Origin of the sequence: Pseudoduganella sp. R-43, from assembly GCF_049913255.1 — a bacterium.
Classification (GTDB): Bacteria; Pseudomonadota; Gammaproteobacteria; order Burkholderiales; family Burkholderiaceae_D; genus Rugamonas.
In genome coordinates this window covers 3,703,675-3,728,827 of the sequence record NZ_CP183988.1, presented here as the reverse complement: position 1 = coordinate 3,728,827, position 25,153 = coordinate 3,703,675, and the positions used below count along the sequence as shown (strand labels likewise).

Here is a 25,153-nt window from a genome sequence, read left to right as displayed (position 1 = left end):
CGAGTTCCCACAGCCCTGAATCCTGCTGTTCCGAGTCTGGCTCCGTTTATCCAAACGCGATTGCCCGATCCGTCTCATTTCAACGTCCGAGGTAGCGTTATGAACAGGATTTTCCGAGTTGTGTGGAATGCCAGCATGGGCATGTGGCAAGTACGTTCCGAACTGGGCGGAGCCCATGGCAAAGCACGCAGCGCGCGCGCCACGCGTCGCGCGATGGCGGCAGCGAGCCTGTCCTTGCTTGGTGGGGCAGCGTTGGCGGCCGACCTGCCTACCGGCGGCGTGGTCGTCGCCGGCCAAGGCCAGATCAGCCAGCAAGGGAGCTCGATGACGATCAACCAGGGCGGCGCCAGGATGGCGATCGACTGGAATTCGTTCTCGATCGGCAAAGGGAATACTGTCAACTTCGTGCAGCCCTCCTCTTCCGCAGTCGCCCTGAACCGCGTCACCGGCAGCGACGTTTCGCAGATCCAGGGCGCACTGAAGGCAAATGGCCAGGTCTTCCTGCTGAACCCGAACGGCGTGCTGTTCTCGCCGACGGCCCAGGTGAATGTGGGCGGCCTGCTCGCCTCGACCCTGAACATGAGCAACCAGGACTTCATGTCCGGTAACTACAAGCTGCAAGGCGCGAGCGCCAACGCGGTCATCAACCAGGGCAACATCAAGGCTTTCAACGGCGGCTCGGTAGCCCTGGTGGCGGCGCATGTCAGCAACGTCGGCGAGATTTCGGCCGAACGCGGGAATGTGCTGCTGGGCGCCGGCAGCGAGGTGATGCTGGACCTCGGCGGCCCGATCAAGCTGCAGGTCCGGAAAGGCGCCATTGATGCGCTGATCGAGAACGGCGGCGCCATTCGTGCCGACGGCGGCAATGTGCTGATGACCGCAAAAGCGGCCGGCGACCTGATTAGCACCGTCATCAACAACGATGGCGTGGTACAAGCGCGCACCCTGGCCACCGGCGAACAGGGCCAGATCCTGCTGTTGGGCGACATGGAAAACGGCCGCATCGACATCGCAGGCAAGCTTGATGCCAGCGCTCCGGACGGCGGCAACGGCGGCTTTATCGAGACTTCTGCGGCGCACGTGGCGACGGCACGTGCCGTGCAGATCGACGCCAGCGCAGCACATGGCCAGGGAGGCCATTGGCTGATCGATCCGTACAACTATACGATCGACGCCAGCGCGGCAAGCAATATCGTCAGCGCCCTGAACGTGGGCACCAGCGTGACCATCACCACCCAGTCCAGCCTCGCAAATTACGGCAGTACCGGTTCTGGCAGCGGCGACATCACCGTCGCCAGCGCAATCAGCAAGACCGCAGGCGGCGATGCGACGCTGACGCTGCGCGCCGACCGCAATATCGCCGTGAACAGCGAGATCAGTTCCACCGTCGGCAAGCTTGGCGTGACGTTGAGCGCGGCCAACGCGGCAAACGCCACGCTCGGTGGTGTCGACATCAATGCCAATATCAAGAGCAATGGCGGCAACATCATGGTCGGCAGCAATGCGGGCGCACAGGCGAATGGTTTTGGCTATGCACTCAATTCCAGCTCCGGCACCGCTGCCGTGGTCGTGGAGCGCGGCATGAATATCCTGTCCGGCGGCGGCAACATTGTCATCAACGGCAAGTCGCTGGTTGGCTCCAACAACGGCAGCTATTCGGGCGTCACCGGCGGCGTGTACATCATGTCGAATGCGAACATCAACTCCGGCACCGGCAACCTGTTCATCACCGGCGTCAGCACCGCCGGCAACAAGACCTTTGGCGTCGCCTTCGAGGGCAATTCGAACACCCTCACCACGGTCGGCAACTCGGCTGGCGGCGGCATGCTGCTGAATGCCGTCAACACTACTGCGGGCAATACCCAGGCGGTGCTGGACCAGGGCGCGATCGGCCTGGTCTCCTACGGCAATCGGGCGCGCGTGGCATTCCAGGGCAACTCGGTTGCTAGCTGGTTGGTGCTCGTGAACGGCGTGCCACAACTGTCGGCCTACACCCAGTCGCCGCAGTTGTCGAGCTGCGCTTCGCCTTACCCGAACTGCGGCACGCTGGTGATCCCGGGCTCGAACAACAGCTACCTGTACGCGACCTACCAGGCCGTCAGCATGTCGACGCAGCCGATTTACGTGATCCAGAATGCTGCCGGCACCAAGACCTACGACGGCAACAATACCGCCACCGGCCTCTCCTTCACCACGATGGGCGGCCCGAATGGCTTCTCCGTTTCTGCGCTGACGCCAGCGGTGTCATACACGACCAGCAGCAAGAATGCAGGTTCCTATGCCAGCCTGAACGCCGATGCGGCCAATCCATCCAGCTACACCAGCGCTGGGACTACTTATGCCGTGGGCTATTTCAACACGGGCAGCTATACCATCACGCCGAAGAACCTGACCCCGGCTGCTTCCAGCAAGGTGTATGACGGGACGACTGCAGCAGCTGTTTCCGCAACCGGCATCGTGGCCGGTGATGCGGTCAGCCTCAGTGGCAGCGGCGCCTTTGGCAGCAAGAACGTTGGCAATTACACTGTCGATATCAGCAACATCACCCTCAGTGGCGCCGACGCCGGCAACTACACGCTGGCCAACACTTCGGCCAGCGCGTCCGCCAGCATCACTGCTCGTCCCGTCACGCTGACGGCGGCGAAGATTTATGACGGCAGCACCGACATGAGCGGCTATGTCACGCTGGGCAACCTGGTCTCCGGCGAGAGCTTGAACTACGCGGGCGCCACTGCGAACAGCGCCAATGTGAACGGTGCAAGCTATCTGAATGCCATTACGCTGGCCAACGGCAGCAATGGCCTGGCGTCCAACTACAGCCTGCCCGGCCTGGGCTCAGCCGGCGCGGCGAATTCCGCATCCGTCGCGGCCAAGGCCTTGACCCTGACCGGGCTTGTGGCGGCCGATAAGGTCTACGACGGCAATACCTCGGCAACGCTGAACGGCGGAAGCTTGAACGGCCTGGTTGGCGCTGAGACCTTGAGCTTCTCGGGCTTGACCGGCGCCTTCGCAGACAAGAATGTCGGCGCGGCCAAAGCATTGACTGTGAGCGGCCTGCAGCTGTCGGACGGAACCGGCCTTGCTTCGAACTACACCATCAGCAATCCTTCCGGGGTGACTGGCACGATCACGCCGCGCGCTACCACGGTGTCGGGCATTACCGCGTCCGGCAAGACTTACGACGGCAGCACGGCGGCGCAGATCGATACCAGCAACGCAGTATTCTCCAACCTGGTTGCCGGCGAGGCCATCAGCCTGTCGGCGACCGGCGCGTTCTCCGATGCGAATGCGGGAAGCGACAAGCTCGTGGCCATTAACAGCAACTATAGCGGCGGCAGCAACTACTCCATCACCAGCCAAGCCAGTACCACCGCGACGATTGCTCGCAAAGCCCTCACCGTGGTCGGCATGTCGGCTGCCGACAAGACTTATGACGGAACGACTGACGCCACCCTGGCCGGCGGAGCGTTGAGCGGCCTGGTAGGTTCGGAGACCTTGAGTTTCGCCGGACAGACCGGTGCATTTGCGAATCGCAATGCCGGCGTCAACAAATCCGTTTCCGTCAGCGGGATCGTCCTCGCTGACGGTACCGGCCTGGCATCGAACTACGAGCTGACGCTGCCAACCGGCGTTACTGCGGCGATCACTCCGCGCGCGACGACTGTATCCGGCATTACTGCAGCCGGTAAGACCTATGATGGCACCACTGCGGCGCAGCTTGATACCAGCAATGCCGTCTTCTCCAACCTCGTCTCCGGCGAGACGATCAGCCTTTCGGCAACCGGCGCGTTCGCAGACAAGAATGCCGGCGCTGCCAAGGTGGTCAACATCGCCAGCAGCTACGGCGGCGATTACGTCGGCAACTACATCATCACGGGCCAGTCCGACACCAGTGCGTCCATCGCGCGCAAAGCGCTGACAATCGTCGGCATGTCGGCGGCCGACAAGACTTATGACGGGACCACGGGCGCCAGCCTGGTAGGCGGTTCCTTGAGTGGCTTGGTCGGTTCGGAAACTCTGAGTTTCTCCGGCCAGACCGGGGCGTTTGCAGATCGCAACGCGGGCAATAACAAGGCGGTTTCCGTGAGCGGCATTGTGCTCGCTGATGGTACCGGCCTGGCGTCGAACTATCAGTTGACGATGCCGGCCGGGATGACGGCCTCCATCTTCCCGAAAGCGTTGAGCGTGGGCGACCTGGCCACCGCAGACAAAGTGGAGGACGGCAATACCATAGCGGCGCTCACCTCCAGCGGTTCCCTGTCCGGCGTCATCAGCGGCGATGACGTGAGCGTCGACAGTAGTGCGGCGAGCGCGCAGTTTGCGCAGGCTACTCCCGGCACCGGGTTGAGCGTCAGCGTGGCTGGACTTGCGCTGGCAGGAAGCGATGCCGGCAACTACAGCTTCTCCGGTAGCGGCGTAAGCACGGCCGGCATCACGGCTGTTCCAGCGCCAACGCCGGTGCCGACACCTGTTCCCGTTCCTGTTCCCGAGACTGCGCCTGTGCCGGCGCCTGCACAGGAGCCAGTTCCTGAACCGGTCAGCGCGCCCGTCCCAGCGCCTGTCCCTGAGCCGGTCTCCGTGCCTGCCCCGGCGCCGGTTCCTGAACCGGTCATCGTGCCGGTTCCGCTTCCTGTACCAGTGCCGGCTCCAACTCCAACCCCAATACCGACGCCGGTCACAGCGCCGACGCCAGTAGTGACGCCCGCGCCTTCGCCAGTGGCCATTCCAACGCCGGCACCAGTCGTACCGGTAGCCCCTGCGCCAGTCGCGCTGCCTGAACCCGCGCCTGTTTCGACTCCGGCAGCGGCCCCGGTTCCGGAAGTCGTACCGGCTCCGGCGCCTGCTCCCGTCGCTGCGCCTGAACCTGCGCCTGTAGCCACGCCAGTGCCAACCCCAATCACAACTCCAGCACCGGCCGCATCGCCAGCAGCCGCCCCTGACGCAAGGACCGCCATTGCAGCCCAGGCCGCGAGCCCTGTAACCATCGGCGGCGCGACCCCAACCTTGCCTTCGCTGAGCGTGGGTGGCTTAAACTACACCGATGTCAGTGACTCGAGCAACGTGCAATCCGGATCCAGCAACCGTGACAACATGCCAGCAACGCAAAGCCTCACCGCAGGCCGCGACGTCAAGTTCCTGAGCGTGTTTGTGGTTTCCGGCGGCATCCAGATGCCATCGGCCGACGCAAGCAACCAAGGAACCGCGACAAACGACCAAAAGTAACGATAGAATGGTGTTGCCAATCAGACAGCGTTGAAAGTCGACATGAGACCAGCTAACACCATTCTGACCACCGCCATCTTTTACGCCTTTGCCGAGGCAGCCCTTGCACAGCAAGGTGCGCAATCCTTACAGGAGAACGGGCAGCGGGCGCTGCGGGAACCCACTCCCGCGCCGCCCCTCCCGCTACCTCCCCCGCCTCCCCCCGTGACGGTTCCACCTGGCGGATTGACAGTCACCCTGAAACAGGTAACGGTCACCGGCAACACCCAGTTCACGCAAGACGAACTCTTGCGTGAACTGGGCCCTGTGGTTGGCAAGACGTTCGATTTCGCCGGCCTCAGCGCATTGGCCGACAAGTTGTCCGCCTACTACCGTGGCGCAGGCTATCCTTTCGCGCGGGCATACCTGCCACAACAGGATTTGCAGCAGGGCGTCCTGCGCATCGAGGTGCTGGAAGGCCGCTACGGTTCCATCACCGCAAACGGCGACACGTCCCTGAGCCCCGCGGCCCAGCACTTCCTGTCGCCGCTGAAGCCGGGCAGCGTCATCGAAAGCCACGAACTCGAACGCGTCACCCTGATCCTCGACGACCAGCCGGGCGTGCGCAGCGTGCCTGTAGTCCGTCCGGGCAAGGAGGTCGGCACCGGCGACCTCGCTATCGAAGTGCAGCGCGATCATCGCTATGCGGGCGAGATCGGCCTCGACAACAACGGCACCCGCTACACCGGTCGCACGCGCGCACACGCCAGCCTGGACATCGATAGCCCATTCACGCTAGGTGACCAGATTTCGCTGCAGGGCATGTACACCAACGAGCAAATGTGGTTCGGCTCCGCCGCATACGCCTTGCCTCTCGGCGCAACGGGCCTGCACGGCCGTATCGGCTACAGCCGTTCGTACTATGCGCTGGGAGACAGCTTCGCAGCTCTGAATGCGACCGGTACAGCCAACGGCAGCAGTGCGGGCCTTAGCTACCCGCTGGTGCGCTCGCAGCGCCGCAACATCACCTTGTCGGCGACGCTCGAACACAAGCGCCTGCGCGACCAGCAAGGCGCCACGGACAGCAACAGCGACAAGAGCAGCAACACCGTGCCGATCGCCGTCAATTTCGACGTGCGCGACAATCTGTTGCGGGGCGGCGTGACCTACGGTGCCGTTTCCTGGACGCCGGGCCGCCTCAGTCTCGATGGCGCCTTGCTCGAGACCGACGCAGCCACGGCCCGCAGCGCCGGCCGCTTTTCGAAACTGAACCTCGACCTCGCTCGCATCCAATCGGTCGCCGAGCACCTGGACGTGTATGGACGCTTGTCAGCGCAATGGGCCAGCAAGAACCTGGACTCGTCGCAAAAATTCGGCCTCGGTGGCCGCAATGGCGTGCGCGCCTATCCCGGTGGCGAAGGCTACGGCGATGCAGGCGCCCTGCTGCAACTCGAAGTGCGCTATGCCGCCGGAGCATTCATGCCTTACCTGTTTTACGATGCCGGCCGCATCACCTCCAACCGCGAACCCTGGACCAGCGACAGCAATCACCGCACCCTGGCTGGTGCAGGTGCCGGCCTGCGTTATGACAACCGTGCCTTCAATGCTTCCCTGATCGCGGCGTGGCGCACGCGCGGCGGCGAGCCGCGATCCGAGCCGCACCATAGCCAGCCCATGGCGTGGCTGAACGTGGGCTACCGCTTCTGAGCGTCCGATACGCGCGCCGCCCGGCGCAGCATGGTGTTAACCTGCCGCTGCTGACAGCTGGCATACAGGTTGCGCCATGCATTCTGATACTATCGCTCCCTTTCATAAGCAGCAGCCCAAGACCGTCTTCATCATTGACGACAACGCAATGATGCGGTCAATGATGCGCCTGGGGGCAAACGAAGCCGAACTGGCGGTCCTCGGCGAAGCGGGTACCGCCCAGGCTGGCCTTGCACGCTGCATGCAACTGATGCCAGACATCGTCCTGCTGGACCTCGGGCTGCCCGATGGCGACGGTCTGGAACTGCTTTCCGAACTCAAGGCGCGCTCGCCGGACGTCTTCGTCATTGTCGTATCCGGGCATAACGACCAGGAAGTCGTGCGGGCAGCAGTCTCTCGCGGGGCGCTGGGCTTCATCGTCAAACCCTTCAGCATCGGCTCCATTACCGACACCCTCATCGCTGCCCGGCGACGGCTGGCGGCCCGGCAGTAGACTCCCCGGTCAATCTGTATCAATTTGCAATGCAATGTCGGAAAGCTTTACGCTTTTTCAAGCACGCTGTCATGGCTTTGCGGCAAGTGACTGAAAGTAAAGAAGCTTCCCTTCCAGGCGCGAAAATTGCTAAACGTTTTCCCGACATGTTGATTCACTGGGCAATATTCTCGGGAGGAAATGACGTGCGACAACTCATTGCAAGCAGGCTGCTCGGCATGGCGGTAGCGATGGCGGCCATCAGCGGCACGGCCCAAGCGGTTCCCAACGGGACCATCACCCCCTTGATCACCTCGGGCGCCCTGCCTGATACGCCGGCAGCCCACGTCGACCCGAACAACGCCGCATCTCCCTTTTCGGGCGTCGTCAGCATCAATATCCGCTATGACGGCTTGAGCTATATCTGCTCCGGCGCCCTGGTCGGCAAACGCCAGGTAGTCTCGGCCGGTCACTGCGTGGATACCAATGGCAAAGGCAGCCTGATCGACCTTAACAAGCCCGGCAATGACGTACGCGTTGTCTTTAACGCTTCCTCCACGCCGGGCGATCCTGGCCGCGCCGTCGTCACCGCTACCAAGGTCCAGATGAACCCGAATTACGGAGGCTTCGGCAATTGCCCTGCTGGCGTGCCGGGCTTTTGCGTGAACGATGACCTCGCCGTGATCACGCTTGGCCAGGACGCCCCGGCCTCCGCCAAGGTCTACAAGCTGGCCGGCCAGCAGCTGCAGGCAAATACCCGCATCATCATGGCTGGCTATGGAACCTCCGGCGATGGCATCAATGGCTACACCATCAGTCCCGATTTCCGCATCAAACGTACCGGACAGAACGTCGTCGACCTGTTCGATGCCGACGATGAACAGGGCTTCAATGGCCCGAACGAAGTCTGGTATGCGGACTTCGACGGCAATGGCCACGATTCGTTTTGCGAATGGGGCCTCGCCTGCTCGGCCCAACTGCCCAACGACCGCGAGTCGGGCATTGGCGGCGGCGATTCTGGCGGGCCGTCTTTCATCGAGCAATATGGCGAGCTGATGCTGATTGCCACCAACACGTTCGGCGGCACGCCGGACGGAATTGTCGCCGGCGCGTTCGGCTCCTACTTCGGCGGCATCATCCTGCACAGCTACCTGGACTACTTGGTGGCCGCGACCGGCGGCGCGATACAGGTGGTTCCGGAGCCGGCCAGCATGGCGGTATTTGCGCTCGGCCTGTTTGCCTTGGCGTGCGTGCGCCGCCGGGAGCGGCGCCCGTGACGTTCAACCGGCGGGCTGCATCCCACGCCGTTGCGCCGCAGCCACCCTGTTCCTCGAAGTCCGCTTGCGCCACCAGATCACCACGCCGGTGACGCTCAGCATCGCCACCACGACACCCATTGCGGAAACCAGGATCCGGCCGGGCAGGCCCAGGATGCGGCCGGAATGCAATGGGAACTGGGCCTGCACGAAGATGTCTGCCGCAGTCCCTTTCCAGGGCTGGCGATCTCCGAGCAGGCGTCCATCGACCCCGTCGTAATACAGCACGGCAGGCCCGACGCCGCCTGCGCCATGGTCGTCGCCCGGCTTGAAGAAGCTGACGCCGTAGATGCCGTAGGCCTGGGAATAGAACACGCTTCCGGCCGGTTCCTTCCATGTACGGCGCGCCGCTTCCTGCGCTGCCCGTTGCAATACTTCTTCATAGCCGATATGCGCCAGGATCGGATTGCGCAAATCCCTTGGCGTGCGGGTATCGAAGGGAGTTGGTGTCAACTCCGAGACCGTCTGCATCACCGGGTAGAAGACCTCACGGTACAGGTTCAGCGAGAAGGCGGTGAACGCCAGGATGAACAACAGCCCCCATGTCCACAGGCTGAAAGCGCGGTGCAGGTCAAAATTGAGCTTGGCGCTGCCGCCGCTCCAGCGGACCTTCCATGCGGGCTTCCAGCGCTGCCACCAGCCGCGTGCCCCGGGCGTGCGTGTGCGTACTGGCAGCGTGAGGTAGAAGCCGACAAAACTGTCCACCATCCACACCATTGCTATCACGCCCATCAGCCAGATGCCCCAGCGGTCTATGCCCCACATCTCCGGGACGTGCAGCGAGTAATGCAGGCGGTAGAGGAATGAGACCAGCGTCTCCTTGCTGATCGGCCAGACCGCGCCCCACTCGCGCTTGCCCAACTCCGCGCCGCTGACCGGATCGACGAAGACCTGGTTGAAGCCGGTGGCATCCAACCCGAAGCCCAGCGACTTTCCCTGCTCCGCATGCAGCGGGATGTATGAAACCCTGGCTTCCGCATGGCGCTGCTCGACCTGGCGCGCAAGCGCGAGCGGAGACTGCGGCCGGCCCGGCGTATGAGCCTCCATCAAGTGCGGGTTCAGCAGGTCGTCCAGCTCGTGGTCCCACGAGATCACAGCGCCTGTCAGGCCGCTGATGAAGAGGAAGCCCGCCGTGAGCAGGCCAAGGTAGCGGTGCACCAGCGTCCAGCTTGCGCGCATGTCAGCCTCGCATCAGAAGCGATACTTCAGGCTCGCCGATACACTGCGCGGTGCGGCGTAGGTGATGGCGCCATAGGCGGCGAACATGCCGAAATGCTGTTTGTCGAACAGGTTACTCACGTTGACCTGCGCCGAAAGCTGCCTGGTGATGTCGTAGCGTGCCATCAGGCTGGCCAGCGCGAAGGAACCCTGTTCAATCACGCCATTGGTCCCGGCGGGGGCAGCCGGATCCAGGGTGTAGGTGCGGCTTTCCCAATTCAGGCCGCCGCCCACAGTCAGCGCATCCAGGCGGTAGGTAGTGAAGACGCGGAACAGTTTGCGTGGATAGACGCTGTTGAAATCGGCGCCCGCGGCATCCTTGGCCCTGAATTGGGAATATCCCGCCGTGGCGTTCCAGCCGGGCGCCAGTTCTCCCGAGACCTCGAACTCAAAGCCATCGCTCTTGGCGCCGCTTGCGGCGCGGTAGTACGCTTCCGGCGCAAGCGGGCCTGTGCCATCGCGGTCGACCAGGCCGGCCTCCTGGGCGAGCTTGTCCTGCTTGATCCTGAATACCGCAAACGACGCGTTCACGCGGCCGTCCAGGAATTCGCCTTTGATGCCGCCCTCGTAGCTCTTGCCGACTACCGGGTCCAGGATATTTCCCGCCAGGTCCTTGCGGTTCTGCGGCTGGAAAATGTCGGTGTAACTGACGTAGGCAGACAGGTTGTCGCTGAGGTCGTACACCACGCCGGCATAGGGCGTCAATTCGTGGTCGTGCTTCAGTTGATAGGCCGGGCTCCAGGCTCCGACGCCGGTCTTGTCGTAGTTGGTGAGGCGCGCACCGATAATCGCCTTCAGCGAATCGGTGATCGAGAAGCGCGCAACACCGTACAACGCTTCCTGCCGGGTCGCGCTCTTCTCGTAAAACGTCGGCGCGCCCCAATTCGGCTCAGGATACGCTGCACCATTCCAGTGATTGAAATCGCCTACGGGAGGGTAGTCACTGCCGTAATCGGCGGCACGGCTGTCGGCATTGAACTCCTGCTTCGAGTGCATGTAGCCGAACGCCGCTTCATGCTTGCGCCCGGCGAGCGCAAAGGGCCCGCTGGCATGAAGGCTGAAGTCGTCCTGCCGGATGTGGGTAATGTAAGAGCCTGCGAACGCGCCCATGCCCAGTCCCGTCACGCGGTCAGGTACCCCTGAGAGGTAAAGCAGCGCGGAATCGGCCTTGCGGTTGCCATGGCTGAAGCTGGCGCGCAGCTTCCAGCCGTTGTCAAAGCTGTGTTCAAGGTTGGCGAAGGCGTTCTCGTACGCTGTTTCCCAGCGCGTCCATCCGGCCGCCGACGTTTTCGAGACATCCCAGTTGGTCTTGCTGCCGTCGGTGTACCAGTACGGCAGGCCGCCCCACATCGGGCCTTGCGGGTCGTTTTCCTGGCGGCTGTAGCCGGCGGAAAGCACGGTGCTGGGCGCCAGGTCGGCTTCTACAGTGCCATAGAAAGTGTGGCTTTTGCTCTTCATCAGATCGACCCAGCTGTCGGAACGCTGGTATTCACCGACCACCCGGGCGCGTACGCTACCGCTGGCATTGACCGGGGTCGAAACGTCTGCCATGGCGCGGCGCTCGTTCCAGCGGCCGGTGCCAAGCTGCGCGCTGCCGGTGAGCTCCTTGCTGGCCGCACGCTTGCGCACCAGGTTGATGGCCGCCGAAGGATTGCCGGCGCCCGTCATCAGGCCGGTGGCGCCGCGCACCACTTCCACACGGTCGTAGAGGGCCAGGCTCCCCAATACTTCGCCGGAACTCCATGCCTGCTCCCAGGCCGTCGGCACGCCGTCGATCTGCAGGTTGTCAATGTCGAAGCCGCGCGCGGTAAAACCGGCGCGATGCGTCTCATACTGGTTGACCGAAACGCCGGTCACATTGTTGACCACATCGGTCACGGTCTGTAACGCCTGGTCCTCGATGCGCTGCTGGGTCATCACGGATATCGATTGCGGCGTGTCGCGCGGCGAAATGCTCAGCGGCGTGGCCGTCCGGCTGCGTTCCGCGGTGTAGGTATCCGGCCTTTGCGCAGTGACCTGGATCTGCGGCATCACTGCAGCGTCTTCCGCCAGGACAGCACCCGGAAATGCCAACCCAAGCAATACCGCCAACTTCTTCTTGTCCATCGTTACCTCAGCTAATTATCAATGATTAGCTGGCAGGGAGCTGGCTTTATTCGAAACCGTAAATGATAACTATTCGCATCTAAAAGTCAACACTTGCTTATGCAAGTTACCGGATTAGATTGAAATTGACCCAGATCATGCCGCTGGATTGCGCATAACCCTAGACTTTTTCATATCTATCCATCCCGGAGGCTGCCATGGGGTTCAAGACTGTCGTTGTGCACGTGAATAGTTCCGCCGATACCGAGCGCCGGGTACGGCTGGCATCCCAGATCGTGCGCATGTCAAAAGGCCGCCTGGTCGGTGCGGCGATGAGCGGTATTTCTCGCTTCCTGTACGCCGACCATGCCACCGCCATGGGTGTCAGCCTGGCAGCCCAATGCATCGACGAAGCGCGGGAAGCCGCCCGCGACAGCTTGCGGCGTTTCGAGTCGCAATGCGCGATGCTGGACCTGCCGTCCTTCGAATCCCGCCTGCTTGACGACCAGGCCGCGGATGGCCTGGTGCTGCAGTCGCGCTACGGCGACCTCCTGATACTGGGCCAGGTCAACCCGGACGATCCGATTTCGCCAATGGAAGAAGAAGCACCCGAATATGTGGCCATGAACAGCGCAAGGCCGGTATTGGTGGTGCCCTATGCCGGCCATTTCGGAGCGCCGTTCCAGCGTGTGCTGGTGGCCTGGGACGGCAGCATGGAGGCCACCCGCGCCATCACCGCTGCCATTCCGCTGATGGAGCAGGCCGGCAAAGTCACGCTGGCTGTGTTCAATGCCGGCCGCGAACCCGAGGCCCACGGCAGCGAACCGGGCGCAGACATGGCCCTCTACCTGGCGCGCCATGGCATCAAGGTCGAAGTCTCCTCGCAAGCGACGACGATCGACGTCGGTTCTGCCCTGCTCTCCTTCGCATCGGATCTCGATGCCGATTTGCTGGTCATGGGTTGCTACGGCCATAGCCGCTTGCGCGAAATCATGCTGGGCGGCGCTTCCCGTACGGTATTGCAAAGCATGACGCTTCCTGTGCTGATGGCGCATTAGGTCCGCATTAGGTCTATACTGGCCTGCATGCCAAATCCGTTCGCCAATGTCGCCGCCGCATGGCTGGCACATCCACTGGAGATGGCCCGGGCGTGGCAGGAGCTTGCCACAGTCGCCTGGGCGACCGGCATGCCTGCGCCGCTGGCGGAAGCTGCGGAGGGCGATGACCGATTCAGCGACGACGCCTGGCGCGACAATCCGTTCTTTCATGGCCTGATGCAGCAATACCTCGGCTTCACGCGCACCCTCGAACGGCAGGTCTACGACACGCCGGGCGTGGATGAAAGCGAAGCCCGCAGCGCTGCCTTCTGGCTGCGCCATTGGTGCAACGCTCTAGCCCCCAGCAACTTCCCCTGGACCAATCCGGTCGTACTGCGACGCGCCTTCGACAGCGGCGGGGCCAGCCTGAAGCACGGCTTTGAAGAATGGCTGCGCGATGTGCTGGCGGGCGACCTGCGCATGGTGGATCCGGCCCAGTTCCAGCTCGGACGCGACCTGGCCGCGACGCCAGGGCGCGTTGTGATGCGCAACCAGATGATGGAACTGATCCAGTACACGCCCGTTTGCCCGCAAGTTCGGGCGATGCCGCTGGTCCTGGTGCCGCCCTGGATCAACAAGTACTACATCCTGGACCTGACCGCCCAGCAAAGCATGGTGCGGCACCTGGTGCAACAGGGTTTCGACGTGTTCGTCATGAGCTGGAAGAATCCGCGCGCCAATATGCAGGATGCCAGCTTCGAAGACCACCTGTTCGATGGCATCCTCGCTGCCATCGACGCGGCGCGCAATATCGCCGGCGTCCCGCAAGTGCATGCGGTCGGCTATTGCATCGGCGGCACCGCCCTGTCGGCGTTGATGGCGTGGCTGAACCGCCGCCATCGGGCGGCGCGCGATGTCCCGGTTGCCCATTGGACGCTGCTGGCCACGCTCACCGATTTTTCCAAGCCTGGCGACATCGCCAGTTTCATCAACGACGAAAGCGTGGCCTTGCTGGACGGCCTGATGGCGCGCCAGGGTTTCCTCGACTCGCAGCAGATCGGCTGGAGCTTCCGCATGCTGCGCCCGAATACGCAGATCTGGCGCTATGTGGTGCACAAGTACCTGCTCGGCGAGCCTGCACCAGCGCTGGCGCCCCTGGCCTGGAACTCGGACGGCACGCGCCAGCCGCGCGCCACGCACAGTTTCTGCCTGCGCGAGCTATACCAGGCCAACAAGCTGGCCCACGCGGATGCGCTTGAAATCCGCGGCCAGAAGCTTGACCTTGGCCGCATCCGCCAAACCCTGTATGCCGTGGGTGCGGTGGCGGACCACATCACCCCCTGGCGCAGCACCTACCGCAGCGCGGCGCTGGTGGGCGCTCCGGTACATTTTGTGCTGACCGCCTCCGGCCATATCCTGGGCATCATCAATCCGCCGGGCGGCAGCGCCAAACAGCAATACTGGTCGGCGCCCCTGATCGCGGGCCGCGACGCCAAGGACTGGCTGGCGGTGCAAACGCCAACTCCAGGCTCCTGGTGGCAGGACTGGACCGCCTGGCTGCACGGGCGCTGCGGCGGGTGGCGCACGCCGGCGCCGGCGGCCCATGCCGATTATCCCTGGCTAGGCGATGCCCCCGGAAACTACGTGCGCGAGCGCTAGCCCTGGCCTTATAATTTCGGCCATGAATAATGAGGATAAACAATTCCGCCGCCGGCTTGCCGTGATTGGCGCGATCGCATTTTCCGGCTTTGCCGTCCTGGCTGGCCGCGTAATCTGGCTGCAGGCCTTCCAATGACCGGTCATTCTTCTTTGTGGCGCCGCCTGCGGCCGGTGCTGGCTGTTGACGCGCCGTTGGCTGCCATCCTTGGCTTGCTGCTGGCGGCTGGCCTGTTGACACTGTATTCCGCCTCGGCCGACTTCCCGGGGCGCTTCGAACTGCAGTTGCGTAACGTGGCGATGGCGCTGGGCCTGATGTGGGCGGTCGCGAACATCCCGCCGCCCATGCTGATGCGCCATGCAGTCACGCTGTATTCGCTTGGCGTCGCCTTGCTGTTGGCGGTGTTCCTGTTCGGCGTTACGAAAAAAGGCTCGACGCGCTGGCTCAATCTCGGTCACGATTTCCAGCCGTCCGAGATGATGAAGATCGCGATGCCGATGATGCTGGCCTGGTACTTCCACCGTTTCGATGGCGCCAAGGGCTGGCAAGTATTCGTCGCGGCCGCGGTGCTGCTGGCCATTCCGGTGGGACTGATCGCCAAGCAGCCTGATTTCGGCACGGCGATGCTGGTGCTGGCGGCCGGTTTCTATGTGATCGTGCTGGCCGGGCTATCGTGGAAGGCGCTTGCGGCCCTGGCTGCTTGCGCCCTGGCCGCGGTGCCGGTGGTATGGCAACTGCTGCACGACTTCCAGCGCCAAAGGGTGCTGACCTTCCTCAACCCGGACTCGGATCCGGCCGGCAAGGGTTTCCAGATCACCCAGGCGAAAATCGCGATCGGTTCCGGCGGGATGGCTGGCCGCGGCTGGATGGATGGCACCCAGGGCCACCTCGGCTTCATTCCGGAACGCTCCACCGACTTCATCTTCTCGGTCTTCGCCGAAGAATTCGGGCTGTTCGGCGGGATTGCGCTGCTGGTGACGTACGCCTTGCTGATCTGGCGCGGCCTGCAGATTTCCTCCAGCGCGGTGACGCCATTTTCGCGTTTGCTGGGCGGCGCCATCACCATGATCTTCTTCACCTATGCCTTCATCAATATCGGCATGGTGAGCGGCGTGGTACCGGTGGTTGGCGTGCCGCTGCCTTTTTTCAGCTATGGCGGCACTGCCCTGGTGACACTGGGAATCGGCTGCGGCATCCTGATGGCCATCCGTCGTCAAAGCCAGGTCTGAGCCTGTTACAAATGTCCGGAATTGGACATATTTCCCGGCTCCTGTTCAGGGCATAACGGAACCGTTGTTGAAATAGCGACAGCGCACCGATTTCGATTGAATTGCCGCAGTCTCCCCGTCAAGATTGGCTCACCCCAACCACAACCGGACGGAGAGACGAATGAACTTGAAACACCTTGGCGCTTTCGCACTCGCAGCTTCCTTCAGCCTGGGCGCCTATGCGGCCGACGGCCTCACAGCCAGCATCAGCATGGACAAGCGCGCGCTGGGCCCGCGCGACGACGTGGTCGTGCAGGTCACGCTGACCAATACTTCATCGGTGCCGCAATACGTCCTGAAATGGCATACCCCGTTCGGCGACATTGAAGAATCCCTGTTCGACGTGACCCGTGACGGCGCCAGGGTGCCGTACGAAGGCATGCACGTCAAGCGCCCGGCGCCCACGGCAGCCGATTACTACGTCATCCAGCCGGGCAAATCGCACAAGGTCACGGTGGAACTGTCGCAGATGTATAACATGAGCATCTCGGGCGACTACACCATCCGTTACAGCACCAAGTCGCCCAAGCTGTTCAGCAACGTCGACCCGGCCGGCAAGGCAGTTGACAAGAAGCAGCCGGACACCCTGCAATCGGCCGAGCTCAGCGTGTCGATCGAAGGCACCCTGCCGCGCGGCAGCATCGCCAAGGCGCCGGAACAGCCCCTGCCAAGCGCAGCCGGCTTGTCCTTCAGCAAGTGCACCACTTCGCAGCAGGCCGACATTACAACTGCCGTGTCGACCGCGCAAGGCATGGCCAACGACGGCGACGCCTACCTGGGCGCCAACAAGACAGGCACCCGCTACACGAAATGGTTCGGCAGCTACAATTCCGGCCGCTACTCCACCGTGAAATCGCACTTCGCCGCGCTGAAGGATGCCTTCGCCACCAAGCCGATCACCGTCGACTGCGGCTGCAAGAAGACGTACTACGCCTATGTGTATCCAACCCAGCCTTACAAGATTTATGTCTGCAAGGCATTCTGGAGCGCGCCAATGTCCGGCACCGACTCCAAGGGCGGTACGCTGGTGCATGAGATGAGCCACTTCAACGTGGTGGCCGGTACCGATGACTGGGTCTACGGCCAGTCCGGCGCCGCCAGCCTGGCGATCAGCGATCCTAACAAGGCCATCGACAACGCCGACTCGCACGAATATTTCGGCGAGAACACTCCAGCCCTGCCATAAGGCCTGCCCTGCCGCCGCTCACCTGCCGGTATGTTCGAAGCGTACCGGTCCAACGGTGAGCGGTATTTCCTTTCCGTCCATGAGGTAGTGCCCGGCGTAGCTGATGGTGTACGCATGACGCCCTTGCCTGAAGCCGTACGCGGGTGCCAGGTCGATGGCATTGCTGAGGTGCGCCCCGGGTTTCATGGCCCGGTAGTCGGCTTCCGTCAAGGGGCCGCGCTTGACCATGATGCCCTGGTAGTCGAGCAGTTGCCCGGTCTCGGCGTCGCGCACCTCGAACAGCTTGCCGAACATCTCTTCTTCGGTTGCCAGCGCGTGCAGGACCTTCAGCTGCCGCGCCGATTGGTTGGCCAGGTCGATGTGCAAGACGGGGTGGCCGCCTGCCTCTTTGACGGTGAATGTGACTTCCAGCATTTTCGCTTCCCCTGACAGCGCGGCGGCTGCTAGCAAGGCTGCAATATTGATTTTCACTCCAGACCTCGTTACACGTGAAACTTCTTTTTAGCGCGACTGTTCCAATGCTTCCCCAACCACCTCCAGGAAGTCATTGATGTTCAAGGGCTTGGTCAGGTACCGGAAAAAGCCGGCCTCCAGAGCAGCCTGTACATCAAGCGGCATCGCATTGGCGGAGAGCGCAATGATCGGGATCTCGCGCGTTGCGGCATCCTGGCGCAAACGGCGCTGTGCCTCGCGGCCGCTGATGCCGGGCAGGTTCATGTCCATCAAGATCGCATCCGGCAGGTATTCGCGCGCCATGGCCACACCGGAATTGCCGTCGGTGGCCGACAACAACTCAACGTCGAGATGCAGCTTGACGATCTCTTCCACAAGCTTCAGGTTGGCAGGGTTATCTTCGACATAGAGCAGCCGGGGCTTGCTGTGGTGGCCGCGCACCGCTGCCGGCGCCGGCATGCCTTCCTGGTCCTCGCTGCGGGGCAACTGCTGGGGCGCCGTGGCTTCCATCTCGACCGTGAAGGTGCTGCCCTGGCCCACCGAGCTCGTAACGCCAATGGTCGCGTTCATCAACTCGGCCAGCCGTTTGCTCAGCACCAGGCCGATGCCGCTGCCTTCTTCGGAGCCGCCTTCCTGGCCCAGCCGGTTAAAGGGCTGGAACAGACCCGCCATCTGTTCGCCGCTGAGCCCTGGCCCGTCGTCGCGCACTGCCAGCCAGGCCCGCCCGGGGTCGGCCGCCCCGCAGGCTACCCAGACATGGCCGCCCTTGCTGTTGTACTTGATTGCATTGCTCAACAGGTTCAGCACGATCTGGCGCAGCCGGATGCGGTCGGCCTTGACATGCATGCCGCGTGGTTCGGACAGGTAAACCGCGACCTGCCGCGCATCGGCCATGGCCTCGACCATCTTGCTCGCTTCATGCAGCAGGTCGTCCAGCGCCACCGGTTCGAGAGAAAGCGTGACGGCGCCGACCTCGATCTTCGCCAGGTCCAGCGTTTCATTGATCAGGTGCAGCAGGTGCTGCCCGGCCTGTACGATATTGCCGGCGAAGGCGTAACGCTGTTGTTGCGACAGCGGGAGTTTTTCGTTATGCAGCAACTGGCCGAAGCCGAGAATGGCATTCAGCGGCGTGCGCAGCTCATGCGACATGCTGGCCAGGAAGCGATCCTTGGCTTTGCTGGCTTGCTCCAGTTCGAGCTTTTGTTCGATCAGCTTGCGCTCGATCTGGCGTCGTCCGCTGATGTCGCGGATGGCGCTCGATACCAGCAGTTCGTCCTCGGTCTTCAAGGGACTGAGGCTGATCTCTACCGGGAATTCGGAACCGTCGCGGCGCATTGCGTACAGTTCGGTGCCCGCCCCCATGGCGCGCGGCTGGGCCTTGGCGAAGAAGCTGCTGCGCGCCGCCGGATGCCGTCCAGCAAAGCGGGCCGGGATCAGGATTTCAATCGGCTTGCCCAGCAGCTCTTGGCGCTGGTAGCCAAACAGCTGCTCGGTCTGGGAGTTCACCAGCACGATCTCGCCGCGCGCGTTGACGATGACCATCGGATCCGGCGCCGATTCCAGCAGGCCGCGGAACTTCTGCTCGGCTTTCTTGCGGTCGCCGATATCGCGGATCGCGCTCATGACGATCGCGCCCTCTTCCATCTGGATCATGCTGAGGCTGATCTCGACCGGGAACTCCAGCCCGTCCTTGCGCAAGCCATACAGTTCCAGCCCCGCCCCCATGGTGCGCGTGCGCGGCTGCACGAAATACTGGGCGCGATGCGAGACATGGCCGCCGCGGAAGCGATTGGGCAGCAATACTTCAACCGGTTTCCCCAGCAATTCGCGCGGTTCGAAGCCGAACAGCCGCTCGGCCTGGCTGTTGACCAGCACGATGCGGCCGGTGGAATTGGCCATCACGATGGCATCGGGCATCGACTCGAGCAGGCCGCGGTAGCGCGATTCGACCTGGCGCGCATCGCGCAATGCCTTGGCGTCGGTGATGTCGTTCTGGCTGTGAATGATGTACTCGATTTCGCCCTGGGCCGAGTAGACCGGCTTGCAGGCGGCTCCGATATACACTGCCTGGCCATCCTTGCGGCGCCGCAGGTATTCGAAATCGGCCCCGAACTCGCGCCGCACCGGATGGCCCGGCATGCCGATCAGTTCCTCCAGCCTGTGGCCGTGCGCTTCTTCGCCGCTATAACCATAGATTTCCGTTGCGCCCCGGGTCCAGAAGATCACGGTGTCGTGGCCGTCCGTGGCAATGATTCCGCCGGGAGCTTCTTCGAGGATGAACTTGCCCAGGTCAGTTTGCATGATTGGTCTTTTCGCGGACTCGGCGATGCCAATTGTAAGCGAATTCGGGCGAAAAAAAACCGCCTGCCCTTGCGGCCAGGCGGTCGATAGCGCGGGGGTGCGCTGTGTATTACCAGGAGGCTTTCAAGGTGTAGGTGCCGCTGGTCGAACCAGTGCCACCCGAGTAGTAGTACACCTTGGCATACCACGTTACAGCAGTCGAGCCCGTATTGGCGCGCGTTACAACATCCGCCTGGCCCGTGCCTTTCACGCTCGATGCCAGCTCGGTACCAGCGCTGTTGTACAGCTTCAGGTCGTAGTCCGACGAGGCGTTCGGCGTCATGGTGGCGGTCAGCGTCTTGCCTGCTGGAACCGTAATGGCGAAGTAGTCCACATCGCTGCTGGTGCCGATATTGGCGCTGGCGGTGGTGCAGGACTGGCTGATGCCATTCGCAGTGGCGATGGTGTTATTGCTCTCCGTTTCCGACATGTTCACCGGTGTGCAGGAGGCGCCGCTCAGGATGTTCTGCGCCTCGAACTTGGCCTGGAAGGTGTTGGCGTAGCTCAGGTCCGACGGGAACAGGGTCTTGGCAGCGTTCACGATGGCCGTTGCCATCGCTGGCATCTTGATGTTCGAGCCGAGGCCGAAGTGGGCTTCGAGGATGATCTTGTCGATGTTCGCGCGCGGCTTGCCGGCGGCGATCAGCGACACCATCGACGAGTACAGCGGCGCCGACCACAGTTCGTCGGACTGGAAGGTCACCCCGTTCTCGGTCACCGAGCTGTGTGCGCTATAGGTCTTGCTGCTGTTGTACTTAGCGTCGGTGCGGTTCAGCATGCGGCCGGCCCAGCAGGAGCCGTGGCCATCCCAGCTGAAGGCCCACTCAGGGTGGTAGACCTGGCCGTTCGGCGTGCTGTAGGAATACGACGCAGCCCAGTAGTCGCCGAAGCCTTCGCCCATGGCGCCAGTGTCGCCGCCCGACCAGCTCGAGTTGATGCTGGCCTGGATGCCGTGGCCGTACTCGTGCAGGATGACGTCGGCATCTTCACTGTCGTTGACGCAGCCATGGCCAAAGGCCAGGTAGCCGGTTGCACCGCTGCCGCTGAAGTGCGAGTTGTCGTCGCCGTTGACGCCGTCGGTATCGATGTCCATCGAACGGTTGAGGATGGACTTGGTGCCGGTGAAGCCCAGCGACTGCATGTAGCGCTGGCTCTGGTCGATGTGGAAGTAGACGTTGGTGTCATCGAAAGCATTGTTGCCGCGCTTGGCAGTCCAGACACCGTTGGTAGTGGTGCTTGGTGCCGTGTTTGGCGACTCGATGTTCTTGATGTTGACGTACGGTCCGGTCAGCGAATATACCCCGCCGGTCACAGTCAGGTCGCGCAAGGTTTTGGTCGAATACGCTGCGTCGAAGGCAGACGCGGCCGAGGTATCGGTCAGCGCATCGGTGTTCAGGGTGGTGCGTGGGTCAGGATCGAAAGCGTAGCCGCTGCCGTTGATGCCGGACGCCGCCATCACCGTGGCGGTGCTGCCGGCCTTGAGCGTGTTCACGCTGGTGCTGGCCTTGGCTGCCTCGGTAGCGGCATGGCGGTCCAGCATCTGGCCCGGCGCTGCGGCGCGCGCGGCCAGGCTGCGCTCACCGCCTTTGTTGGTGCGTGGCAACGAGGTGGAGTAGGAATCGATCAGGCTGCCGTCATGTGCATTCAGGTACTGGACGAAACCGCCGGTAGGCATCTCCGCTTCAATGTCGACCTTGCGCGCCAGTTGCACGCCATCCTTGGTAGGCACCCACACCAGGGTGGACGATGGCACGTTCACCAGGTTGTGCTGTACCTTCATGTTTTTCCAGCCTTTGTCCAACGCTTCGTCGTCGCTGATCTGGGCTTTGTTGTACAGTTGATTGACGGCGTCGGCCTCAACCTTGGCAGAAATGTGGCGGGTTTCGTTGAAGATCTTTTGCAGGTCGCCGTTCTTGCCGATCGACACGACGATCTGGGCGCGGTCGACTGGCAGGCCGCGCAGCATTTGCTGGTAGTAGTAATGCTTGCCGGTCAGCGATTCCTTGACTGAAACCAGCACCAGGTTGTTCAGGTTCGCCGGCAGGCCGAAGCGTGCCGCGTGAACCCTCAGCACGCCCTCTGCGGAGGCAGCCTTGGTATTGGTGAAGACGGTCAGGTTGTCGATGGTTTTTTCACCGGCTTGGGCCAGGCCGGCGCATGCCAGCATGACCATGGAAGCGATCGTGGTACGGGTTGTGTAGCGCATGTTGTAATTCTCTCCTGAAGCAGTTATAGATCTAGTTTTTGGATGGAACAACGAGCCCCGCCGGGCTTGGCACTCAACAGCGTGAGGGCCGAGTATAACTACGAAAAGTTCGCCGATTTAGTTGAAATTTTGCTCAAGAACGCAAAAGAATTCAGTCAAGACCGCGCGCGCAACGTTAGAAGGAGTCATCAGTGAAATTGAACATTCTGTTAATTTTTACAGGCCTTTGCCTGATGGACACGGCAGCGGCGATCCCCGATATGGAGCCCGACGTTACGGCCCAGGTAGCCGAGGTGCTGGAAGCCGTTGCCGACGGCAAGGCCGCTGCGGAACGCTTCACCGAACGGGGGAGCAGCTATCTCGCCGCGCCCGGCCTGCCTGGCCTGATGAAAGGGTGTAGCCGGCCCCTCGTGCTGGAGCTGCTTTCGCGAAACGTAAACGGGGAGGACCGGCTTTACGTGTACCGTGCGAAATGCCAGCCGCAAGCCCTGCGCATCGCCATCGACTTCAACAAGGCGGCCCGCATCAACCGGCTTGAACTGGCTCCTGAGCACTAGTTTCACGCGGCACTGGACTTGGCGTTGCGTGTGTGGTCAGATATGCATGAATCAGCCAGGAGAAGAGCATGGACGTCATTACGACAGCAGTGACGGCAGGTGCCGGCGAGGGCGGCATCAGTGCTGCCTATCAGATGCTGAAGTCCCGCCTGGCGGCCCAGTCTCCTTCGGTCGCCGATGCCATTGCCGACGTTGAGGAAGACCCCGGTTCGCGATCGCGCCAGTTTGCACTGAGCGATGCGCTGGCCGCGGCCGGCCTGGCTGGTGACCGCTACCTGCGTGCCGCAGCGCGCAACCTCATCGATGAAGTCGAGCGCCGGCGCAGCGGCCGAACCTCGCCTAAAGCCAGCCTGGACGGAGCGCCCGACCATGCGGTGATGAAAGTGTTCTTTTCCACCGATCGCGAGCTGAGCGGTGACCGGCACCCTGCCCGCTTGTTCGGCAGCACGCGTGGCCAGTTGCGTTATGGAAGCTGCGAAGTCAGCATTCCTCGCGACCATCGCATGGGCGAGATGGAATCGCCTTCGCTATTACGGCTGGAGTTTCGCCAGGACCCTGAGCAGCATGTGGTGTTGCTTTCTGCCGACTTGAGTGAGCGCGACAGCTACTTCGAAGATTTGCGCAGGTCGATCGCCGCCAGTGGCACGCGCAGCGCCCTGCTTTTCATTCACGGTTACCGTACCACGTTCGAGGATGCCGCCCGTCGCACTGGCCAGCTGGCATACGACCTGGGCTTCCAAGGGGCGCCGATTTTTTACAGCTGGCCCTCGCAAGGCAAGCTTTCAGGATATATATTGGATGAAGCCAATGTGGAGTGGACCCAGGCCGACCTTGCTGCCTTTCTGGCCGACGTGCTGCAGCAATCCGATGCCGAGCATGTCTACCTGCTCGCGCACAGCATGGGCAGCCGGGCCCTGGCCCAGGCGACAGCCAGCGTCGTCGCCGCGCGACCGGAACTTGCGAGCCGTATCAGGGAAGTAATTTTGGCGGCACCGGATATCGATGCCGATGTTTTCCGTCAGCAAGTTTTGCCAGCGCTGGCTGCCGTCCCGAACCCATTGACTCTGTATGCGTCGTCGGAAGACAGCGCCTTGCGGGTTTCCAAATCCGTCCATGGCTATGCCCGTGCCGGTGAAAGCGGCCCCGGCCTGGTGGTGGCGCAAGGTGTCGAAACAATTGACGCCAGCAAGGTGGCGACAAGTTTCATCGGTCACACGTATTTTGCCGAGCAGCGCTCGGCTTTGAGCGATATGTATTACCTGATGAAGCAACATACCAGGGCTGCCGAGCGCTTTGGCCTGCAGGCAGTCGAAAGTGCGATGGGACGCCATTGGACGTTCCGCGTATAACGGAGACTTTGTTTATGAGTTACGCAAGTGCGCCGGATGAAGCAGTCTTTTGTGTTGACAAACTACTGCAATACATGGGGCAGGACGAAAAAGCCCTGGATACCGTGGTCAAGATCGTCCGCGATGGCATTGGTCCAGGCGTCGAACCGCTGAATCTGGCTGGCGACGCAATTCGGGACAACAAATTCATGGAAGCGCGCCGCATCCTGCACAATTTGCGCGGATCGATTGGCAACCTTGGGGCGAAACGCTTTGTTGCTGCCTCGCTCGCACTGGAACTGGCCCTGCAAGAAGGCCGTATTGTTGAAATACCACTGCTTTTCACTGCCCTGGAAGGTGAATTGAAGCTGGTGCACGACCATGCCGGCGCCTGGCTCGACCAGCACGCCGGACGCGCGGCCGCCCGCTAGCAATTCGTTACATCTGTTACCCCAGCCATTTTTGTGCGGCGCAATACCCGCATGTTATGATTCGAAATACTTATAGGTTTGGCAGTATTGCGAGCCGTGCGCCAGTATCGCCTCGCATTTCATAAAATCGTGAAAGTTGCCCGCAACTTGACGTACGGCAATTAATTGATATAATGCCATCCATTCTGGGATAATAAGAAATATGGAAATGTTTAACAAGGCGGGAGTGATTGTGACATCCACCCTTGTGATGGTCGGCATGTTGATTGCTTGCCAAGCCAAGGAAGACGTCGAGCCGCCAGCACCTGTCGTCGAAGCCGTAGCAAAGAAACTGGCCGTGCATGGCGGGGCAGCGGCAGAACGCCGCCTGCGCGAATGGGCCGAGCAAGGCTCCCCTGTTGCAGCTCGCGAGCTGGGCCTCCTGTACAGCCAGGATGTTGCAAAGCACAAAGAAGCGATGCGCCTGCTGGAGAAGGCCGCCCTCGCCGGCGACTCCGTTTCCGTCGACTACCTGTCCACCCGTTTCCGTTCGAGCGCCACTGTCGCAAATGCCGACGGTTCGCGCAGCTGGCCGCTGTATGTACAGCTGTCCAACCAGCACCGTACCAAGTAAGCCCCCGACGGATCGCGTGCTTTCTTGAGCGCGATCAACAAGCAGATCTGAGAGCTCCCTACGCTGGTAACTCCACC

General features: G+C 62.2%; 17 protein-coding genes. 12 read left to right on the top strand and 5 right to left on the bottom strand.

Annotated elements, in window-relative coordinates; all coding sequences use genetic code 11:
* Positions 1-99: 99 nt before the first annotated feature.
* From ACN9M3_RS16945 to ACN9M3_RS16930, 4 genes are all read left to right on the top strand, one after another.
* Complete coding sequence (locus ACN9M3_RS16945) at positions 100-5,223, top strand: YDG domain-containing protein (protein ID WP_426318029.1); 5,124 nt, start codon at positions 100-102, stop codon at positions 5,221-5,223.
* Positions 5,224-5,427: 204 nt separating this feature from the next.
* Complete coding sequence (locus ACN9M3_RS16940) at positions 5,428-6,909, top strand: ShlB/FhaC/HecB family hemolysin secretion/activation protein (RefSeq protein WP_426318028.1); 1,482 nt, start codon at positions 5,428-5,430, stop codon at positions 6,907-6,909.
* Positions 6,910-6,985: 76 nt separating this feature from the next.
* Positions 6,986-7,402, top strand: a complete 417-nt coding sequence (locus ACN9M3_RS16935; RefSeq protein ID WP_426161596.1) for a response regulator — start codon at positions 6,986-6,988, stop codon at positions 7,400-7,402.
* Positions 7,403-7,587: 185 nt separating this feature from the next.
* Positions 7,588-8,658, top strand: a complete 1,071-nt coding sequence (locus tag ACN9M3_RS16930; protein WP_426161595.1) for a trypsin-like serine protease — start codon at positions 7,588-7,590, stop codon at positions 8,656-8,658.
* Positions 8,659-8,661: 3 nt separating this feature from the next.
* Here ACN9M3_RS16930 and ACN9M3_RS16925 read toward each other — a convergent pair whose 3' ends face one another.
* Positions 8,662-9,876 carry a PepSY-associated TM helix domain-containing protein gene (locus ACN9M3_RS16925; protein WP_426318027.1) on the bottom strand — a complete coding sequence of 405 codons (1,215 nt, stop codon included), beginning with the start codon at positions 9,874-9,876 and terminating at the stop codon, positions 8,662-8,664.
* A 12-nt stretch (positions 9,877-9,888) separates the two neighbouring features.
* On the bottom strand, positions 9,889-12,021 hold the full coding sequence (locus ACN9M3_RS16920; protein ID WP_426318026.1) for a TonB-dependent siderophore receptor: 2,133 nt from the start codon (positions 12,019-12,021) through the stop codon (positions 9,889-9,891).
* A gap of 197 nt (positions 12,022-12,218) precedes the next feature.
* Here ACN9M3_RS16920 and ACN9M3_RS16915 point away from each other — a divergent pair, with 197 nt between their 5' ends.
* From ACN9M3_RS16915 to ACN9M3_RS16900, 4 genes are all read left to right on the top strand, one after another.
* Positions 12,219-13,058: a universal stress protein gene (locus ACN9M3_RS16915; RefSeq protein WP_426318025.1), complete on the top strand. Its 840-nt coding sequence runs from the start codon at positions 12,219-12,221 to the stop codon at positions 13,056-13,058.
* Between the two features lie 27 nt (positions 13,059-13,085).
* A complete protein-coding gene (locus ACN9M3_RS16910) occupies positions 13,086-14,696 on the top strand; it encodes a PHA/PHB synthase family protein (RefSeq protein ID WP_426161591.1) in 1,611 nt (536 codons plus the stop codon).
* A 132-nt stretch (positions 14,697-14,828) separates the two neighbouring features.
* On the top strand, positions 14,829-15,923 hold the full coding sequence (gene rodA / locus ACN9M3_RS16905) for a rod shape-determining protein RodA (protein ID WP_426161590.1): 1,095 nt from the start codon (positions 14,829-14,831) through the stop codon (positions 15,921-15,923).
* 160 nt (positions 15,924-16,083) lie between these two features.
* Positions 16,084-17,148: a M35 family metallo-endopeptidase gene (locus ACN9M3_RS16900; RefSeq protein ID WP_426161589.1), complete on the top strand. Its 1,065-nt coding sequence runs from the start codon at positions 16,084-16,086 to the stop codon at positions 17,146-17,148.
* An 18-nt stretch (positions 17,149-17,166) separates the two neighbouring features.
* Here the strand turns inward: ACN9M3_RS16900 and ACN9M3_RS16895 are convergent, their stop codons facing one another.
* The 3 genes from ACN9M3_RS16895 to ACN9M3_RS16885 all read right to left on the bottom strand — a co-directional run bounded on the left by ACN9M3_RS16895 (position 17,167) and on the right by ACN9M3_RS16885 (position 22,147).
* On the bottom strand, positions 17,167-17,619 hold the full coding sequence (locus tag ACN9M3_RS16895; RefSeq protein WP_426161588.1) for a hypothetical protein: 453 nt from the start codon (positions 17,617-17,619) through the stop codon (positions 17,167-17,169).
* 30 nt (positions 17,620-17,649) lie between these two features.
* Positions 17,650-19,902 carry a PAS domain S-box protein gene (locus ACN9M3_RS16890; RefSeq protein WP_426318024.1) on the bottom strand — a complete coding sequence of 751 codons (2,253 nt, stop codon included), beginning with the start codon at positions 19,900-19,902 and terminating at the stop codon, positions 17,650-17,652.
* A gap of 109 nt (positions 19,903-20,011) precedes the next feature.
* Positions 20,012-22,147 (bottom strand): hypothetical protein, encoded by a 2,136-nt coding sequence (locus ACN9M3_RS16885; RefSeq protein WP_426161586.1) that lies wholly within the window; start codon positions 22,145-22,147, stop codon positions 20,012-20,014.
* A gap of 191 nt (positions 22,148-22,338) precedes the next feature.
* Here ACN9M3_RS16885 and ACN9M3_RS16880 point away from each other — a divergent pair, with 191 nt between their 5' ends.
* From ACN9M3_RS16880 to ACN9M3_RS16865, 4 genes are all read left to right on the top strand, one after another.
* Complete coding sequence (locus ACN9M3_RS16880) at positions 22,339-22,704, top strand: hypothetical protein (RefSeq protein ID WP_426318023.1); 366 nt, start codon at positions 22,339-22,341, stop codon at positions 22,702-22,704.
* A 68-nt stretch (positions 22,705-22,772) separates the two neighbouring features.
* Positions 22,773-24,053, top strand: a complete 1,281-nt coding sequence (locus ACN9M3_RS16875; protein ID WP_426161584.1) for an alpha/beta hydrolase — start codon at positions 22,773-22,775, stop codon at positions 24,051-24,053.
* Positions 24,035-24,463, top strand: a complete 429-nt coding sequence (locus tag ACN9M3_RS16870) for an Hpt domain-containing protein (RefSeq protein WP_426318022.1) — start codon at positions 24,035-24,037, stop codon at positions 24,461-24,463. Before ACN9M3_RS16875 ends, ACN9M3_RS16870 begins: the two co-directional genes overlap by 19 nt.
* A gap of 232 nt (positions 24,464-24,695) precedes the next feature.
* Positions 24,696-25,076, top strand: coding sequence for a hypothetical protein (locus ACN9M3_RS16865; protein ID WP_426161582.1), 381 nt, complete (start codon positions 24,696-24,698; stop codon positions 25,074-25,076).
* The last annotated feature ends 77 nt before the right edge of the window (positions 25,077-25,153 follow it).

Excerpts from the sequence above, each read along its gene's own strand:
- ACN9M3_RS16945 (WP_426318029.1), top strand. The coding sequence starts at position 100 with ATGAACAGGATTTTCCGAGTTGTGTGGAATGCCAGCATGGGCATGTGG.
- ACN9M3_RS16935 (WP_426161596.1), top strand. The coding sequence starts at position 6,986 with ATGCATTCTGATACTATCGCTCCCTTTCATAAGCAGCAGCCCAAGACC.
- ACN9M3_RS16925 (WP_426318027.1), bottom strand. The coding sequence starts at position 9,876 with ATGCGCGCAAGCTGGACGCTGGTGCACCGCTACCTTGGCCTGCTCACG.
- ACN9M3_RS16920 (WP_426318026.1), bottom strand. The coding sequence starts at position 12,021 with ATGGACAAGAAGAAGTTGGCGGTATTGCTTGGGTTGGCATTTCCGGGT.
- ACN9M3_RS16915 (WP_426318025.1), top strand. The coding sequence starts at position 12,219 with ATGGGGTTCAAGACTGTCGTTGTGCACGTGAATAGTTCCGCCGATACC.
- ACN9M3_RS16910 (WP_426161591.1), top strand. The coding sequence starts at position 13,086 with ATGCCAAATCCGTTCGCCAATGTCGCCGCCGCATGGCTGGCACATCCA.
- rodA (WP_426161590.1), top strand. The coding sequence starts at position 14,829 with ATGACCGGTCATTCTTCTTTGTGGCGCCGCCTGCGGCCGGTGCTGGCT.
- ACN9M3_RS16900 (WP_426161589.1), top strand. The coding sequence starts at position 16,084 with ATGAACTTGAAACACCTTGGCGCTTTCGCACTCGCAGCTTCCTTCAGC.
- ACN9M3_RS16890 (WP_426318024.1), bottom strand. The coding sequence starts at position 19,902 with ATGCAAACTGACCTGGGCAAGTTCATCCTCGAAGAAGCTCCCGGCGGA.
- ACN9M3_RS16885 (WP_426161586.1), bottom strand. The coding sequence starts at position 22,147 with ATGCGCTACACAACCCGTACCACGATCGCTTCCATGGTCATGCTGGCA.
- ACN9M3_RS16875 (WP_426161584.1), top strand. The coding sequence starts at position 22,773 with ATGGACGTCATTACGACAGCAGTGACGGCAGGTGCCGGCGAGGGCGGC.